This window comes from Pantoea sp. RIT413 (assembly GCF_003057675.2).
In the GTDB taxonomy this organism is placed as follows: Bacteria; Pseudomonadota; Gammaproteobacteria; order Enterobacterales; family Enterobacteriaceae; genus Pantoea; species Pantoea eucrina.
This window is the reverse complement of record NZ_QBJB02000004.1, coordinates 102,077-117,945: the sequence shown is the minus strand read 5'-3', so window position 1 is coordinate 117,945 and position 15,869 is coordinate 102,077. Positions and strand designations below refer to the sequence as shown.

The 15,869-nt window shown below is 56.7% G+C and carries 14 protein-coding genes; 10 read left to right on the top strand and 4 right to left on the bottom strand.

What is annotated here, in order from left to right:
- Position 1: 1 nt before the first annotated feature.
- From yieE to DBY66_RS07735, 4 genes are all read left to right on the top strand, one after another.
- Positions 2 to 868 (top strand): DNA-binding transcriptional regulator YeiE, encoded by an 867-nt coding sequence (gene yieE, locus DBY66_RS07750; protein WP_108569524.1) that lies wholly within the window; start codon positions 2 to 4, stop codon positions 866 to 868.
- Between the two features lie 132 nt (positions 869 to 1,000).
- Positions 1,001 to 2,467 carry an amino acid permease gene (locus DBY66_RS07745; protein WP_071668031.1) on the top strand — a complete coding sequence of 489 codons (1,467 nt, stop codon included), beginning with the start codon at positions 1,001 to 1,003 and terminating at the stop codon, positions 2,465 to 2,467.
- Positions 2,468 to 2,903: 436 nt separating this feature from the next.
- Positions 2,904 to 3,983: an iron ABC transporter permease gene (locus tag DBY66_RS07740; RefSeq protein WP_039385458.1), complete on the top strand. Its 1,080-nt coding sequence runs from the start codon at positions 2,904 to 2,906 to the stop codon at positions 3,981 to 3,983.
- Positions 3,983 to 4,771, top strand: coding sequence for an ABC transporter ATP-binding protein (locus tag DBY66_RS07735; protein ID WP_094111860.1), 789 nt, complete (start codon positions 3,983 to 3,985; stop codon positions 4,769 to 4,771). The genes DBY66_RS07740 and DBY66_RS07735 overlap by 1 nt, the downstream gene beginning before the upstream one ends.
- Positions 4,772 to 4,826: 55 nt before the next feature.
- Here the strand turns inward: DBY66_RS07735 and fghA are convergent, their stop codons facing one another.
- Genes fghA through DBY66_RS07720 form a run of 3 tightly spaced genes read right to left on the bottom strand, consistent with a single transcriptional unit; the run spans position 4,827 to position 7,781 of the window.
- On the bottom strand, positions 4,827 to 5,669 hold the full coding sequence (gene fghA / locus DBY66_RS07730; protein ID WP_104085208.1) for an S-formylglutathione hydrolase: 843 nt from the start codon (positions 5,667 to 5,669) through the stop codon (positions 4,827 to 4,829).
- An 11-nt stretch (positions 5,670 to 5,680) separates the two neighbouring features.
- Positions 5,681 to 6,805: an S-(hydroxymethyl)glutathione dehydrogenase/class III alcohol dehydrogenase gene (locus DBY66_RS07725; RefSeq protein WP_039385441.1), complete on the bottom strand. Its 1,125-nt coding sequence runs from the start codon at positions 6,803 to 6,805 to the stop codon at positions 5,681 to 5,683.
- Between the two features lie 49 nt (positions 6,806 to 6,854).
- Positions 6,855 to 7,781 carry a LysR family transcriptional regulator gene (locus tag DBY66_RS07720; RefSeq protein WP_039385440.1) on the bottom strand — a complete coding sequence of 309 codons (927 nt, stop codon included), beginning with the start codon at positions 7,779 to 7,781 and terminating at the stop codon, positions 6,855 to 6,857.
- A 305-nt stretch (positions 7,782 to 8,086) separates the two neighbouring features.
- Here DBY66_RS07720 and folE point away from each other — a divergent pair, with 305 nt between their 5' ends.
- The 6 genes from folE to mglC all read left to right on the top strand — a co-directional run bounded on the left by folE (position 8,087) and on the right by mglC (position 15,064).
- Positions 8,087 to 8,752, top strand: coding sequence for a GTP cyclohydrolase I FolE (gene folE, locus DBY66_RS07715; protein ID WP_039385439.1), 666 nt, complete (start codon positions 8,087 to 8,089; stop codon positions 8,750 to 8,752).
- Positions 8,753 to 8,799: 47 nt separating this feature from the next.
- Positions 8,800 to 9,960, top strand: a complete 1,161-nt coding sequence (gene yeiB, locus DBY66_RS07710; protein ID WP_108569525.1) for a DUF418 domain-containing protein YeiB — start codon at positions 8,800 to 8,802, stop codon at positions 9,958 to 9,960.
- Positions 9,961 to 10,101: 141 nt separating this feature from the next.
- On the top strand, positions 10,102 to 11,142 hold the full coding sequence (galS, locus tag DBY66_RS07705; protein WP_039385437.1) for an HTH-type transcriptional regulator GalS: 1,041 nt from the start codon (positions 10,102 to 10,104) through the stop codon (positions 11,140 to 11,142).
- Positions 11,143 to 11,449: 307 nt separating this feature from the next.
- The gene (gene mglB / locus DBY66_RS07700; RefSeq protein WP_071668025.1) at positions 11,450 to 12,445 is read left to right on the top strand and encodes a galactose/glucose ABC transporter substrate-binding protein MglB; all 996 of its coding nucleotides are present in this window, start codon (positions 11,450 to 11,452) and stop codon (positions 12,443 to 12,445) included.
- Positions 12,446 to 12,514: 69 nt separating this feature from the next.
- On the top strand, positions 12,515 to 14,035 hold the full coding sequence (mglA, locus tag DBY66_RS07695) for a galactose/methyl galactoside ABC transporter ATP-binding protein MglA (RefSeq protein ID WP_071668024.1): 1,521 nt from the start codon (positions 12,515 to 12,517) through the stop codon (positions 14,033 to 14,035).
- An 18-nt stretch (positions 14,036 to 14,053) separates the two neighbouring features.
- Positions 14,054 to 15,064: a galactose/methyl galactoside ABC transporter permease MglC gene (gene mglC / locus DBY66_RS07690; protein WP_039385433.1), complete on the top strand. Its 1,011-nt coding sequence runs from the start codon at positions 14,054 to 14,056 to the stop codon at positions 15,062 to 15,064.
- A gap of 67 nt (positions 15,065 to 15,131) precedes the next feature.
- On the opposite strand, the gene sanA is transcribed toward mglC, so the two are convergent.
- Positions 15,132 to 15,851 (bottom strand): outer membrane permeability protein SanA, encoded by a 720-nt coding sequence (gene sanA, locus DBY66_RS07685; RefSeq protein WP_094111868.1) that lies wholly within the window; start codon positions 15,849 to 15,851, stop codon positions 15,132 to 15,134.
- Between the last annotated feature and the right edge of the window lie 18 nt (positions 15,852 to 15,869).

Sequence of the window (15,869 nt, the reverse complement as noted above, 5' to 3'; positions counted from 1 at the left end):
CATGCATATTACGCTACGCCAGATTGAAGTGTTTACTGAGGTGCTGAAGAGCGGTTCCACCACCCAGGCCTCGCAGGTGCTGTCACTGTCGCAGTCGGCGGTGAGCGCGGCGCTGGCGGATCTCGAAAACCAGCTGGGAGTACAGCTGTTCGATCGCGTAGGCAAGCGGCTGGTGCTGAATGAGCATGGGCGGCTGCTCTATCCGCGCGCCGTCGGACTACTGGAGCAGGCGGGTGAAATTGAGCAGCTCTTCCGCGAAGATAGCGGGGCGATCCGGCTGTTTGCCAGCAGTACCATCGGTAACTATTTGCTGCCGGGCATGATTGCCGCCTACCGGCGCGATTTTCCCGCACTTCCGCTGGAGCTGAGCGTCGGCAACAGTCAGGATGCGATTCAGGCCGTTGCAGATTTTCGCGTGGATATCGGCCTGATCGAGGGACCGTGTCACGAGCCGGATATCATCAGCACGCCGTGGCTGGAAGATGAGCTGGTGGTGTTTGCAGCACCCGACTCGGCGCTGCTGCAGCAGCCGGTGACGCTGGCAAGCCTGGCGGCGGCACCGTGGATCCTGCGTGAACGCGGCTCCGGCACGCGTGAAATTGTTGATTACCAGCTGCTGTCGCATCTGCCGCAGTTTCAGCTGGGTATGGAACTGGGTAACTCCGAAGCGATTAAACATGCGGTACGGCACGGCATGGGCATCAGCTGCCTGTCGCGCCGGGTCATTGCCGACCTGCTGGAAGCGGGCACGCTGGCAGAAGTGGCGGTTCCGCTGCCGCGCCTGACGCGCACGCTCTACCGCATTCACCACCGGCAAAAACATCTCTCAAACGCGCTCAACCGCTTTCTTGCCTACTGCTGTGAATAGCCGGCGGCGGCGGGTGCTGCTAATAATCGCCCGCCGATCATGAAGGTAACTAATAACCCGAGGTGAATGCTATACAGCGCAGGGTTAGCTGCTACAATCGCGCCTTATTTTTATCCGGCATAGCGTTTACACATGCATAATGACTCAAAAACAACACAACAACCTGGGCTGCGCCGTGAATTAAAAGCGCGCCACCTCACTATGATCGCCATCGGCGGCTCCATTGGTACCGGCCTGTTTGTCGCTTCCGGCGCCACCATTTCACAGGCCGGACCCGGCGGCGCGCTGCTCTCCTATGCCCTGATTGGGCTGATGGTCTACTTTCTGATGACCAGCCTCGGCGAACTGGCTGCCTTTATGCCGGTTTCCGGCTCCTTTGCCACCTATGGCGCAAAATATGTTGAAGAGGGCTTTGGCTTCGCGCTGGGCTGGAACTACTGGTACAACTGGGCGGTGACCATTGCTGTTGATCTGGTCGCCTCGCAGCTGGTGATGAACTACTGGTTCCCCGATACGCCAGGCTGGATCTGGAGCGCCACTTTTCTCTGCCTGATGTTCCTGATTAACTTCATCTCGGTTAAAGGTTTTGGCGAAACAGAGTACTGGTTCTCGCTGATTAAAGTCGCCACCGTCGTTATTTTTATCGTGGTGGGGATTCTGATGATCACCGGTATTATGCGCGGTGCGGAACATGCAGGCTGGCACAACTGGACCGTGGGCGATGCGCCTTTTGCCGGCGGGTTTTCTGCAATGATCGGCGTGGCGATGATTGTCGGCTTCTCTTTTCAGGGCACCGAGCTTATCGGCATCGCCGCCGGTGAATCTGAAGATCCGGCCAAAAATATTCCGCGCGCGGTGCGGCAGGTTTTCTGGCGTATTCTGCTGTTTTATGTGTTTGCGATTCTGATCATCAGCCTGATCCTGCCCTATACCGATCCGCAGCTGCTGCATAATGACGTGACCGATATCAGCGTCAGCCCGTTTACGCTGGTGTTCCAGAATGCCGGTCTGCTCTCAGCGGCGGCGATCATGAACGCAGTCATCCTGACGTCGGTGCTTTCAGCGGGTAACTCCGGTATGTACGCCTCAACGCGCATGCTGTTTAATCTCGCCCGTGAGGGCAAAGCGCCGCGCATCTTTGCAAAACTCTCCAGAGGCGGCGTGCCGCGCAATGCGCTGATTGCGACGACCGTAGTAGCTGGTCTCTGCTTCCTGACGTCAAAGTTTGGTAATCAGGAAGTTTACCTGTGGCTGCTTAATACCTCAGGTATGACCGGTTTTATCGCCTGGCTGGGCATTGCCATCAGCCACTATCGTTTCCGTCGCGGCTATGAAGCGCAGGGGCGCGATCTGGCCGATTTACCTTACCGCTCCGGCTTTTTCCCACTGGGTCCTGTCTTCGCCTTTGTGCTTTGCCTGATTATTACGCTGGGGCAGAACTATCAGGCGTTCCTCGCCGACACCATCGACTGGTACGGTGTGGCGGCAACTTATATCGGTATCCCGCTATTTCTGATTATCTGGATGGGCTACCGGCTGACACGCGGCAGCCGCGTAGTGAAATATAGCGAGATGGAGTTCCCGGTTTTCAAACAGTAAAACCTGGCGTGGCGGCATTCCAATCCAGACGTAGGGGGCGCATTTTTGCGCCCCTGGTTTCAGGCGATTCACCCAACCCAGGGCGGCATTAATGCCGCCCCAACGGTTGCACCCAAACCAGACGTAGGGGACGCATTAATGCGTCCCTGGTTTCAGGTGATTCACCCAACCCAGGGCGGCATAAATGCCGCCCCTGTGATTGCACGGTACGCAGGGGACGCATGAATGCGTCCCGGGTTTCAAACGATACACCCGGACCAGGGCGGCATCAATGCCGCCCCTACAATTGCACGGTACGTAGGGGACGCATTTATGCGTCCCTGGCATATTGATGCATCCCTGCCGGTTTGAGCTTTGTTACAGAGATATAATTGATAATTATTATCACCTGCTCTATTGTGTCAGCCGTTATGATTACGGCTATACAGGTAGACTCATGCGTACGACAGATTCCGTGCTGATAGCGGAACACCCCCCTGAAGCTGACACCCTGACACGTTATCGTCAGGTGCTGCGTCAGCGACTGCTGCTGACTGGCGTACTGGTTGTTGCTATTCTCGCCTCGGTTATTCTCGATTTCACCCTTGGCCCGGCCGGGCTTACGCTGGAAACGCTCGGGCAGACCTTGCTGCATCCGGCCGCGATGGATGCCGGTACCCGCGTCATCGTCTGGGATATCCGTCTGCCCTATGCGCTGATGGCCGTGGTTGTCGGGCTGGCGCTGGGACTGGCGGGTGCCGAGATGCAAACCATTCTGAACAACCCGCTGGCGAGTCCCTTTACGCTGGGCGTCTCTTCCGCTGCAGCCTTTGGTGCCGCGCTGGCAATTATCCTCGGCGTCGGTTTTCCCGGCCTCTCCGATCAGTGGTTTATCTCCGCTAACGCCTTTGTGTTTGCGCTGTTTGCCGCGCTGATGCTGGATGGCATTACGCGCTGGAGCAAAGTCTCGACCTCCGGCGTGGTGCTGTTTGGTATTGCGCTGGTATTTACCTTCAACGCCCTGGTTTCCATGATGCAGTTTATCGCCAGCGAAGATACGCTGCAGGGACTGGTGTTCTGGACCATGGGTAGCCTGGCGCGCGCATCGTGGGAAAAGCTGGGCGTGCTGAGCGCTGCGTTTGCGCTGCTGGTACCGTTTTCCATGCTCAGCAGCTGGAAGCTGACCGCACTGCGGCTGGGGGAAGATCGCGCCATTAGTTTTGGTATCGACGTGCGCCGTCTGCGACTGGCAACGCTGTTACGCATCAGCATTCTCTCGGCGCTGGCAGTAGCCTTTGTCGGCCCGATTGGCTTTATCGGCCTCGTCGCCCCGCATATCGCCCGCATGATGTTTGGCGAAGATCATCGTTACTATCTGCCCGCCAGCGCGCTGGTGGGCGCATTGGTGCTGTCGCTGGCCTCGGTTGCGTCGAAAAACCTGATCCCGGGCGTGATTATTCCGGTGGGGATCGTGACCTCGCTGGTCGGCGTTCCCTTCTTTCTGAGTATTATTCTGCGTCACCGGGGGAGCGTGTAATGGATTCAGGCTTACGTATTGAGCAGTTCAGCGCCGGTTACCCTAAGCGTCAGGTGATCGACAATCTGGACGTTGCCACGCTGCCGCGCGGCAAAATCACCGTGCTGCTTGGCCCGAACGGCTGCGGTAAATCCACGCTGCTGCGCGCGCTGGCGGGCCTGGGTAAAGGCGAGGGCGCACTCTGGCTGAACGGCGTTGATTTAATGGCGCAGCCCTTCACGCAGCGAGCAAAGCGGGTGGTCTACCTGCCGCAGACGCTGCCGGCCGGGGTTCATCTGCACGTACTGGAATCGATTATCGTGGCGCAGCGCGCCTCGGGCGGCCTCCATAGTGCGGACAGCGAAGCAGAAATTATGGCGCTGCTTGAGCAGCTGGGTATCGCTCATCTGGCGATGCGCTACCTCGATCAGCTCTCAGGCGGGCAGAAACAGCTGGTAGGTCTGGCGCAGTCGCTGATCCGCCGGCCGGAGCTGCTGCTGCTGGATGAACCGCTGAGCGCGCTGGATCTCAACTATCAGTTTCACGTGATGGATCTGGTACGACGCGAAACCCGGCTGCGCAATATGGTCACGGTGGTGGTGGTGCACGATATCAATATTGCGCTGCGGCATGCTGACCACGCGCTAATGCTGAAGCAGGGCCGGCGTCTGGCGGATGGCATACCCGCAGAGGTGATTACGCCGCAGACGCTGGCGCAGGTGTATGGCGTGCGCGGCCGGATTGAGCACTGCTCGCAGGGCATGCCACAGGTAATGATTGACGGGCTGGTGGCAGAGTCGCTGATGTAAGGCAGGGCGCGCAGGCTGCGCGCCCTGTGCAGCATCGCCCTGCAGGGCGATGCTGTTATACCAGCAGATGTTTCGCGTGAAAGCGCAGGTGATCTTCCACAAAAGTGGCGATAAAGAAGTAGCTGTGGTCGTAACCCGGCTGAATGCGCAGCTCCAGCGGGAATCCCTGTTCGCGCGCAATCGCCTCAAGGCGCTCCGGACGCAGCTGGTCCGCGAGAAACTGATCGCCGTCGCCCTGATCGATCAGCAGCGGCAGACGCTGCTCCGCCTCCTGCATCAGCAGGCAACTGTCCCATTCCCGCCACGCCTGGCGGTCGTCGCCGAGATAGGCAGTAAACGCCTTTTGCCCCCAGGGGACGTCGCAGGGATTCACAATCGGTGCAAAGGCTGAAGCGGAAGCAAAGCGTCCGCCGAGGCGCAGTGCCAGTACCAGCGCACCGTGTCCTCCCATTGAGTGGCCCATAATCGACTGCCGATCGCTCAGCTTGAAGTTATCCGCCAGCAGCGCCGGCAGCTCCTCGCTGAGGTAGTCAAACATACGATAGTGCGCCGCCCACGGCTGCTGCGTTGCGTTGAGATAGAAGCCGGCGCCCTGGCCGAGATCGTAACTCTCATCGTTAGCCACCGCGTCCCCGCGCGGGCTGGTGTCCGGCATAATCAGCACCAGACCCAGCTCTGCGGCCACGCGCTGCGCGCCCGCTTTGGTGGTGAAATTTTCGTCGCTGCAGGTCAGTCCGGCGAGAAACCAGACCGCAGGCGGCGGCGTATCAGCTTTGGGCGGCGGTAAAAAAATGCTGAACGTCATCGGGCAGTTCAGCACCGATGACTGATGTCGCCAGCGTTGTTGCCAGCCGCCGAAGATGCGGTGTTCTTCCAGCAGTTCCAGCGTGGATGCCATAACGCCTCCGGTTATTTGTTGAAGTGCACCACAGAGCGAATCGATTTCCCTTCGTGCATCAGATCAAAGGCGTCGTTGATCTCATCCAGCGCCATGGTATGGGTGATGAAATCGTTCAGCGCAAACTTGCCATCCAGATAATCCTGCACGATACCCGGCAGCTGGCTGCGGCCTTTCACGCCGCCAAACGCGGAACCCCGCCAGACGCGGCCCGTGACCAGCTGGAACGGGCGGGTGGAGATCTCTTCACCGGCACCGGCCACGCCGATGATGACCGACTCACCCCAGCCTTTATGACAGCACTCCAGCGCCGAACGCATGACGTTGACGTTACCGATACACTCAAATGAGAAATCGACGCCGCCATCGGTCAGCTCAACGATGACATCCTGAATAGGCTTATCGTAATCTTTCGGGTTGATCAGGTCGGTGGCACCCAGCTTGCGTGCCAAATCAAATTTGCTGGTATTGATATCAATAGCGATAATGCGGCCCGCTTTTGCCATCTGCGCACCGATGATCGCCGAGAGGCCAATACCGCCGAGACCAAAAATTGCCACGGTGTCGCCCGCTTTAACTTTAGCGGTATTCATCACCGCGCCCATGCCGGTGGTCACGCCGCAGCCCAGCAGGCACACCTCTTCCAGCGGAGCTTCTTTACTGATTTTCGCCAGCGAGATTTCCGGTACAACGGTGTACTCGGAAAAAGTAGAGGTGCCCATATAGTGGAAAATAGGCTGGCCATCTTTAAAGAAGCGCGTAGTGCCATCCGGCATCAGTCCCTTGCCCTGGGTGGCGCGGATCGCCTGGCAGAGGTTGGTTTTGCCGGAGAGACAGAACTTACATTTGCCGCACTCCGGAGTGTAGAGCGGGATAACGTGATCGCCCACCGCCACGCTGGTAACCCCTTCGCCCACCGCTTCCACCACGCCGCCACCTTCATGACCGAGAATGGCCGGGAAAACGCCTTCCGGATCTTTGCCGGAGAGCGTATAGGCGTCGGTATGGCAAACGCCGGTAGCAACGATGCGTACTAACACTTCGCCTTTCTGCGGCGGCATCAAATCCACTTCTTCGATTTTCAGCGGCTCGCCAGGTGCCCAGGCAACGGCGGCACGGGTTTTAATCATGTTCATGCAATCCCTCTTGCGGTAGATGCGGGCCAGTGGCCCTGGTGGTCATTACTTATTTCAGCAGCGTCTGCTCGCTGTCCGGCAGCGGATGCAGCAGGCCGTCGTGCTGTGGCCGGTCATCAAACATATCAATAATCAGGTATTTCAGCGCCTCGACGTTTGGCGTAAACGCATCGCGTCGCCACATCAGCCAGGTAGCGGTATCGCGATAGAGCGGCGGCAGCGCGTGCTCCTGTACCCGCTCGCGCGCCGGCATCTGCGCCAGCACGGAGGCGGGCAGCATTGCCACGCCGCCGCCGCCCGCCACGCAGGCAACCATCGCGTGATAGGACTGGATCTCCATGACGTTGCGCGGTGCGCTCTGGCTGTCGCGGTACCAGCTCTCCAGCCGGGTGCGGTAGGAGCAGCTGTTGCCAAAGGCAAACAGCGTATCCTGCTGGGTATCGCGTGCGCTGAGGATCGGCGGATGTTCAGGGCTGGAGATCAGCACCATCTCTTCGCTGAAGGCGATACAGCCGTTCAGGTCATCATAGGGAGCCGGACCATCAACCAGCGCCGCCGCCAGCGTGCCGGCGCGCACTTTGTCGATGATATCGCCCGATGTGCCGGTCACCAGGGAGAGCGCCACCGCCGGGTAGCGCTGATGATAGGCGGCCAGCAGCGCCGGCAGGCGGGTAGCTGCCGTGCTCTCCATTGAACCAAAAGCAAAATTGCCGCCTGGCTCACCGGCGCGGGCGATATTCAGCGCTTCATCGCTCAGCGCCAGAATACGGCGGGCGTAGTTGAGAAAATTATGCCCCATCGGTGACAGACGCATGCGCTGCTTCTCGCGGATAAACAGGTCAACCCCGATCTCCTCTTCCAGCTGGCGCAGGCGCGTAGTGAGATTAGAGGGCACGCGATGCAGCTGTTCAGCGGCACGCGCCAGAGAACCGGTATCGGCTACACAACAGAACATTCGCAGCTGAACTAAATCCATCTTCTCATCCCGTAAACAACAAGTGCAATGTTATTCATATTTTGTGAGTCTAAACTGCCCGCCGGCGGCTGGCAAGTGCGTTATTGCCGCTTTTGCAGTTTAGCCAGGCGCGCTGCTGATAAGTGTAGTGATAGCGACAGCAACAGCCGCTTTTTTGCGCCTTTTGGTGCCGCGCACGCGCACGTGCTGATTGCCAATCAGATTGATTACTGGATTAAGCCTGCGTTGTGTTTCACAATACGCGCTCAGAATTTCCCCCGCGGGCTATGTTCCGCGGGCGCATCACCTGCCGGAGAATGAGAACGATGAGCACCTTAAGTCAGGAAGCCGCCCTGGTTCATGAAGCGCTGCTGGCGCGCGGTCTGGAAACGCCGTTACGCGCCCCGGTGCGCGAAATGGATAGCGAAACGCGCAAGCGTGAAATTGCCGGTCACATGACGCAAATCATGCAGCTGCTGAATCTGGACCTGGAAGATGACAGCCTGATGGAGACGCCGCATCGCATCGCAAAAATGTATGTGGATGAGATTTTCTCAGGTCTCGATTACGCCAACTTCCCGAAAATCACCGTCATCGAAAACAAAATGAAAGTGGACGAGATGGTGACGGTGCGTGACATCACGCTGACCAGCACCTGCGAACACCATTTTGTGATCATCGATGGCAAGGCGACGGTGGCCTACATTCCCAAAGACAAAGTGATTGGCCTGTCGAAAATCAACCGCATCGTGCAGTTTTTCGCCCAGCGCCCGCAGGTGCAGGAGCGGCTGACGCAGCAGGTGCTGGTCGCGCTGCAGACGCTGCTTGGCACCACTAACGTGGCGGTGTCGATTGATGCAGTTCACTACTGCGTAAAAGCGCGCGGCGTGAAAGATGCGACCAGCGCAACCACGACCACGTCGCTGGGCGGGCTGTTTAAATCGAGCCAGAATACGCGTCAGGAGTTCCTGCGCGCGGTACGTCATATCTGATCCCCAGGCGGCCCCGGTGCCGCCTTTTTTGATGGCTGAGGGCCGCAATGCAACGCTACCAGGCGCTGGATTTTATTCGCGGATGCGCGGTTCTGGGCATTTTGCTGCTCAATATTACCGGCTTTGGCCTGCCGTCAGCCGCCTATCTTAATCCCGCCTGGCAGGGCAGCGTTACGCCGCAGGATGCCTGGACCTGGGCGATACTGGACGGGCTGGCGCAGCTGAAATTCCTCACGCTGTTTGCACTGCTGTTTGGCGCCGGACTGGCGCTGCAGATCCCCCGCGGTAAGCGCTGGATCAGCACGCGCCTGACGCTGCTGGTGCTGCTCGGGTTTATCCACGGCGTTTTCTTCTGGGAAGGGGATATTCTCCTCGACTATGGGCTTATCGGCCTGATTATCTGGCGTCTGCTGCGTGAAGTGCCCTCTGAGCGTGCGCTGTTTCAGACCGGCGTGCTGCTCTATCTGGTCGGCTGTGCGGTGCTGCTTATCTTCGGAGCGATCTCCGGCAATCAGAGCAGCAGCGGCTGGCAGCCGGGTGCCGCTGTGCTGGAGTATGAAAGTTACTGGAAGCTGGTGGGCGGCTGGGAAGCGGTACGCAACCGGCTCGATCTGCTCGCATCGGGCCTGATGGCGCTGGCATCCCAGTATGGCTGGCAGCTGGCGGGGCTGATGCTGATGGGTGCCGCGCTGCTGCGCTGCGGCTGGCTGACCGGTGAGTTCAGCCTGCAGCACTACCGGCGCGCCGCACTGCTGCTGCTGACGACCGGCTGGCTAATCGCGGTGCCGGGTATCGTTGCGCAGTGGCAGCTGCAGTGGGCGCAGCGCTGGACCAGCTTTTATCTGCAGGTGCCGCGCGATCTCGCCTCGCCTTTTATCAGCCTCGGCTATGCGGCGCTCTGTCTCGGCTTCTGGCCTGCGCTCGCGCGTAACCGGCTATGCAACCTGATTCAGGGAGTGGGGCGCATGGCGCTGAGCAACTATCTGTTACAGACGCTAATCTGTACCACGCTTTTCTACCGGTTTGATCTCTTCCTGCACTTTAACCGGTTACAGCTGCTGGCGCTGGTGCCCGTTATCTGGGTAGTCAATCTTCTCTTCTCAGCGCTCTGGCTGCGCTATTATCGTCAGGGGCCGCTGGAGTGGCTGTGGCGCTGGCTGACGCAGCGTCTCTCTGCAACCGGCACCGCAGTGCCGCCTGTCAGATAATGACCTGCATCACAAAGATCGTATAAAGCAATGTAACCGTTTTCATTGATGTGAGCTGTTTCACGTAGCTGAAGTCTGCGGCCTGACACTATAGCGCTATTACGCGCCCGTCGCGTCTTTCAGCCTTTGTGGAACCGCTGCATGATAACGATTCGTGATGTCGCCCGACTGGCGGGAGTTTCTGTTGCCACCGTGTCGCGCGTGCTCAATAACAGCAGTGCCGTCACCTCTGATACCCGCGACGCCGTGCTGCAGGCGGTGGAATCGCTGGGCTATCGTCCGAACGCCAACGCACAGGCGCTCGCCACCCAGGTCAGCGACACGATTGGTGTCGTTGTCATGGATGTCTCCGATCCCTTTTTTGGCGCGCTGGTGAAAGCGGTGGATACCGTGGCGCAGCGGGTGCATAAGCATGTTCTCATCAGTAATTCCTGGCATCAGGAAGATAAAGAGCGACACGCCATTGAGGTGCTGATCCGTCAGCGCTGCAATGCGCTGGTGGTACATGCGAAAACGCTTTCAGACGCTGAACTCACGCAGTTTATGGATCAGGTGCCGGGAATGGTGCTGGTTAACCGGGTGATCCGCGGCTACGAGCATCGCTGCGTCTGTCTCGACAATGTAACCGGTGCGCAGGTTGCCACCCGCATGCTGCTGCAGCAGGGGCATCAGCGTATCGGCTATCTCAGCTCCAGCCACCCGATTGAAGATGTGGCCCAGCGCCGCGATGGCTGGCTGCAGGCGCTGTCAGAGCAGGGTATCCAGCCGGCAGAGGCGTGGATCGCCCATGCTGAACCCGATATGCAGGGCGGTGAAGCCGCGATGGTGGAGCTGCTCGGGCGCAATCTGCATCTGACCGCCGTGTTTTCCTATAACGATGGCATGGCGGCTGGCGCCCTGACGGCGCTGAAAGATAACGGCATTCAGGTGCCGCAGCATTTTTCTGTCATCGGTTTTGATGACATTCCTATTTCCCGTTACACCGATCCCCAGCTGACAACCGTACGCTATCCCATTGTTTCTATGGCAAAACTGGCAACAGAGCTGGCGCTAAAAGGCGCAGCCGGTGAGCTGGATCCTCAGGCATCGCACTGCTTCATGCCTACGCTGGTGCGGCGTCACTCAGTGGCCCAGCGACAAATTGTGGAGTCGATCACTAATCCAGGCGATAGCGCCATGTAACCGTTTCCAATATGTGATTACATTCACAGTTAATTACCAGACCGCTCACTATGATGGCAGCGTCTTACCGGACTGAAACATCATGAAACGCCGGGTCACGCCTCTCCGGACAGGTTTCAGTAGCCGATTGAAATGGTTCACAACACTCTTCAGGAAGCGGTTACGTACAGGGAAGTCAGGATAGGGAGAGCGGTCCGGCTAACGCCCGCGCCTGCTCCAGAATGATAGCGTTTCAACCGACTGCGTTCGCTGCCCGCAGGCAGCAGGGCGCAATGAAATACCCTGCATAATTAAAACCGGAGATACCATGAATAAGAAGGTTTTCACGCTCACAGCACTGGTTGCCAGCATGATGTTTGGTGCAACTGCACACGCCGCCGATACCCGCATTGGCGTGACCATTTACAAATATGATGACAACTTCATGTCAATGGTGCGTAAGGATATCGAGAAAGAGGCGAAAACGCTGGGCGGCATTCAGCTGCTGATGAATGACTCGCAGAATGACCAGTCCAAACAGAACGATCAGATTGACGTGCTGATGGCCAAGGGCGTGAAAGCGCTGGCAATTAACCTGGTAGATCCGGCAGCGGCAGCGGTAGTCATCGACAAAGCAAAAGCCAATGACGTACCAATTGTGTTCTTCAACAAAGAGCCGAACGCCAAAGTGCTGGCCAGCTATCCGAAAGCCTATTATGTCGGTACAGACTCAAAAGAGTCAGGTATCAAACAGGGCGAGCTGATTGAGAAGCACTGGAAATCGACGCCAGCCTGGGATCTGAACAAAGATGGACAGATTCAGTTTGTCCTGCTGAAAGGCGAGCCAGGGCACCCGGATGCTGAAGCGCGTACCAAATATGTTATCGACACCCTGAACAAAGATGGCATCAAGACGCAGCAGCTGGCGATGGATACCGCAATGTGGGATACCGCTCAGGCGAAAGATAAAGTCGATGCGTGGCTCTCCGGTCCGAACGCTAACAAAATTGAAGTGATCATTGCCAACAACGATGCAATGGCAATGGGCGCGGTTGAAGCGCTGAAAGCACACAACAAATCAAGCATTCCGGTGTTTGGTGTTGATGCGCTGCCAGAAGCGCTGGCGCTGGTGAAATCGGGTGCGATGGCGGGTACCGTGCTGAACGATGCGGAAAACCAGGCGAAAGCCACGCTGGATATCGCGAAGAACCTGGCAGATGGCAAAGAGCCAACCGCGGGCACTAACTTCAAGATGGAAGATAAAGTGGTTCGCGTGCCTTATGTCGCCGTAGATAAAGAGAACCTCTCTCAGTTTGCGAAGTAATCTATTCCGGGCGCGGCAATTTGCCGCGCCTTATTGCATCTGCATACGCTTTTTTTAGCCAGGTAAATTATGGCCAGTGAGAATCCGACCACACAGCGTGAATATCTGCTGGAGATGACGAATGTCTCGAAATCATTTCCAGGGGTGAAAGCCTTAGATAATGTGAATTTGAAAGTGCGGCCGCACTCCGTCCATGCCTTAATGGGTGAAAACGGCGCCGGAAAATCGACATTATTAAAGTGCTTATTTGGCATCTATAAAAAAGATACGGGGAGTATTCTTTTTCAGGGCCAGGAGATTGACTATAAAAGCTCCAAAGAAGCGCTGGAAAATGGCGTCTCAATGGTGCATCAGGAATTAAACCTCGTGCTGCAGCGCAGCGTGATGGATAATATGTGGCTGGGTCGCTACCCGCGTAAAGGGCCATTTGTCGATCAGGACAAAATGTATCGCGATACCAAAGCGATCTTTGATGAACTCGATATTGATATCGATCCGCGCGATAAAGTGGCGAATCTTTCTGTATCGCAGATGCAGATGATTGAAATTGCCAAAGCGTTCTCCTATGACGCCAAAATTGTCATTATGGATGAACCGACCTCTTCGCTGACGGAAAAAGAAGTTAACCACCTGTTTACTATTATTCGTAAACTAAAAGATCGCGGCTGCGGTATTGTCTATATCTCGCATAAGATGGAAGAGATCTTTCAGCTGTGCGACGAGATCACCATTCTGCGCGACGGACAGTGGATCGCCACTCAGTCGCTGGAAGGGCTGGATATGGATAAGATCATCGCCATGATGGTGGGTCGTTCGCTCAATCAGCGCTTCCCGGATAAGAGCAACGTGCCGGGCGAGGTGATTCTGGAAGTCCGCAACCTCACTTCACTGCGTCAGCCCTCGATTCGTGATATCTCATTTGACCTGCATAAAGGAGAGATCCTCGGTATCGCCGGACTGGTGGGTGCCAAGCGTACCGATATCGTTGAGACGCTGTTTGGCATTCGCGAGAAGTCGGGCGGAACTATCCGGCTGCACGGCAAAGCGATCAACAACCACAGTGCAAACGAGGCGATTAACCACGGTTTTGCGCTAGTGACAGAAGAGCGTCGCTCCACCGGGATCTACGCCTATCTCGATATCGGCTTTAACTCGCTTATCTCCAATATTAAAAAATATAAATCCAGTATCGGCCTGCTTGATAATAAGCGTATGAAGAGCGATACCCAGTGGGTTATTGACTCGATGCGGGTAAAAACGCCAGGTCACCATACGCAGATTGGCTCGCTTTCAGGCGGTAACCAGCAGAAGGTCATTATTGGCCGCTGGCTGCTGACCCAGCCGGAAATATTAATGCTTGATGAACCTACGCGCGGTATTGACGTAGGGGCTAAATTTGAAATTTATCAGCTGATTTCAGAACTGGCCAAAAAAGAGAAGGGCATTATTATTATCTCCTCAGAAATGCCAGAGCTGCTGGGTATAACCGATCGTATTCTGGTAATGAGTAACGGTCAGGTAGCCGGTATTGTCGATACAAAAACGACCTCGCAGAATGAAATCCTGCGTTTAGCGTCATTACACCTTTAATGAAGCAAGGGCTTTAAAATGAAAGCGACTACTAAAAAGAATGCGCTAACCTGGTTAAAAGAGGGCGGTATTTACGTCGTCCTGTTTGTTCTGCTGGCGATTATTATTTTTCAGGATCCGACGTTTTTAAGTTTAATGAACCTGAGTAACATCCTGACGCAATCGTCGGTGCGTATTATTATCGCGCTGGGCGTGGCCGGGCTGATTGTGACTCAGGGTACTGACCTCTCCGCCGGGCGGCAGGTTGGCCTGGCGGCGGTAGTGGCGGCGACGCTGCTGCAGTCGATGGATAACGCGAACAAGGTTTTCCCGCATCTGGAAACCATGCCGATTCCGCTGGTTATTCTGGTAGTGTGCATTATCGGCGGCGTGATTGGCCTGGTAAACGGCGTGATCATCGCATACCTCAAGGTAACGCCGTTTATTACCACGCTGGGTACGATGATCATCGTGTATGGTATTAACTCCCTCTACTACGATTTTGTCGGTGCCTCGCCGATCGCCGGCTTTGACGCGGGCTTCTCCACCTTTACCCAGGGTTTCCTGCGCTTTGGTGACTTCAAGCTCTCGTTTATCACCTTTTACGCCATTATCGCTATCGTGTTTGTCTGGATCCTGTGGAATAAAACCCGCTTCGGTAAAAACATTTTTGCGATTGGCGGTAACCCGGAAGCGGCAAAAGTTTCAGGCGTTAACGTGCCGTTCAACCTGATTCTGGTCTATGCCCTGTCAGGTGTGTTCTATGCGTTTGGCGGTCTGCTGGAAGCGGGCCGTATTGGTAGCGCCACCAACAACCTCGGCTTTATGTATGAGCTGGATGCGATTGCCGCCTGCGTGGTGGGCGGCGTCTCCTTCGCCGGCGGTGTGGGTACGGTCGCAGGCGTCGTGACCGGGGTAATTATCTTTACCGTAATCAACTACGGCCTGACTTACATCGGCGTGAACCCTTACTGGCAGTACATCATCAAGGGCGGCATCATTATCTTCGCCGTGGCGCTGGATTCACTGAAATACTCGCGCAAGAAATAAGCGTGAAGTAACGGAAAAAGGCTGCGCTGGCGCAGCCTTTTTTTATGGCTGCCGGCCGCAGCAAAGGCTACTTACGCAGCTTCTCTTCCAGCTCCAGCAGCTGTTCAGGCGTGACCGCCGGATAGCTCTGCGCATCTTCCGGCACCGTATGCACTGCCGGAATTGGCACCAGCGGTCCGAGAAAACGCGGCTCGCGCTTCATCAGATAGAGATCGGCCATCGCGCCCAGCCGGGCACCGACTTCGCGCGCGCGCACCGACAGCATATTTTTCGGCGAGGGTACGGCATAGCACTGTGCCTGAATGCCAAGGTGCAGCGCAATGTAGAGCGCCCGCTCGCAGTGAAAGCGCTGGGTGATAATAATGAAGTCGTTGGTGTCAAACACCTTGCGCGTGCGCACAATGGAGTCGAGCGTGCGAAAACCGGCATAATCCAGCACGATATCGGCTGGATCGACGCCAGCTTTAATCAGATCGCGTCGCATGGTGGCGGGCTCGTTATAGCTCTGCTGGGCGTTGTCGCCGCTCAGCAGCAGGTAGTTAACTTTGCCGCTGTTATAGGCGTTGAGCGCGCCCTGCATGCGATAGAGGTAATACTGATTAATGACGCCGGCACGATAATATTTCGCGGTGCCCAGTACCACGCCAACCTGACGATGCGGCAGCGAGGCGACATCTTCATAGATAAACGGCGCGGTTTTCCAGCTGATCCAGCGATCAAGGCCGAGCGCGGTCGCCACCATCGCTAAGATGATGATGATCAGAGCAAAGAAAACGCGTTTCAGCATGCGCGCGGCAACTCAACA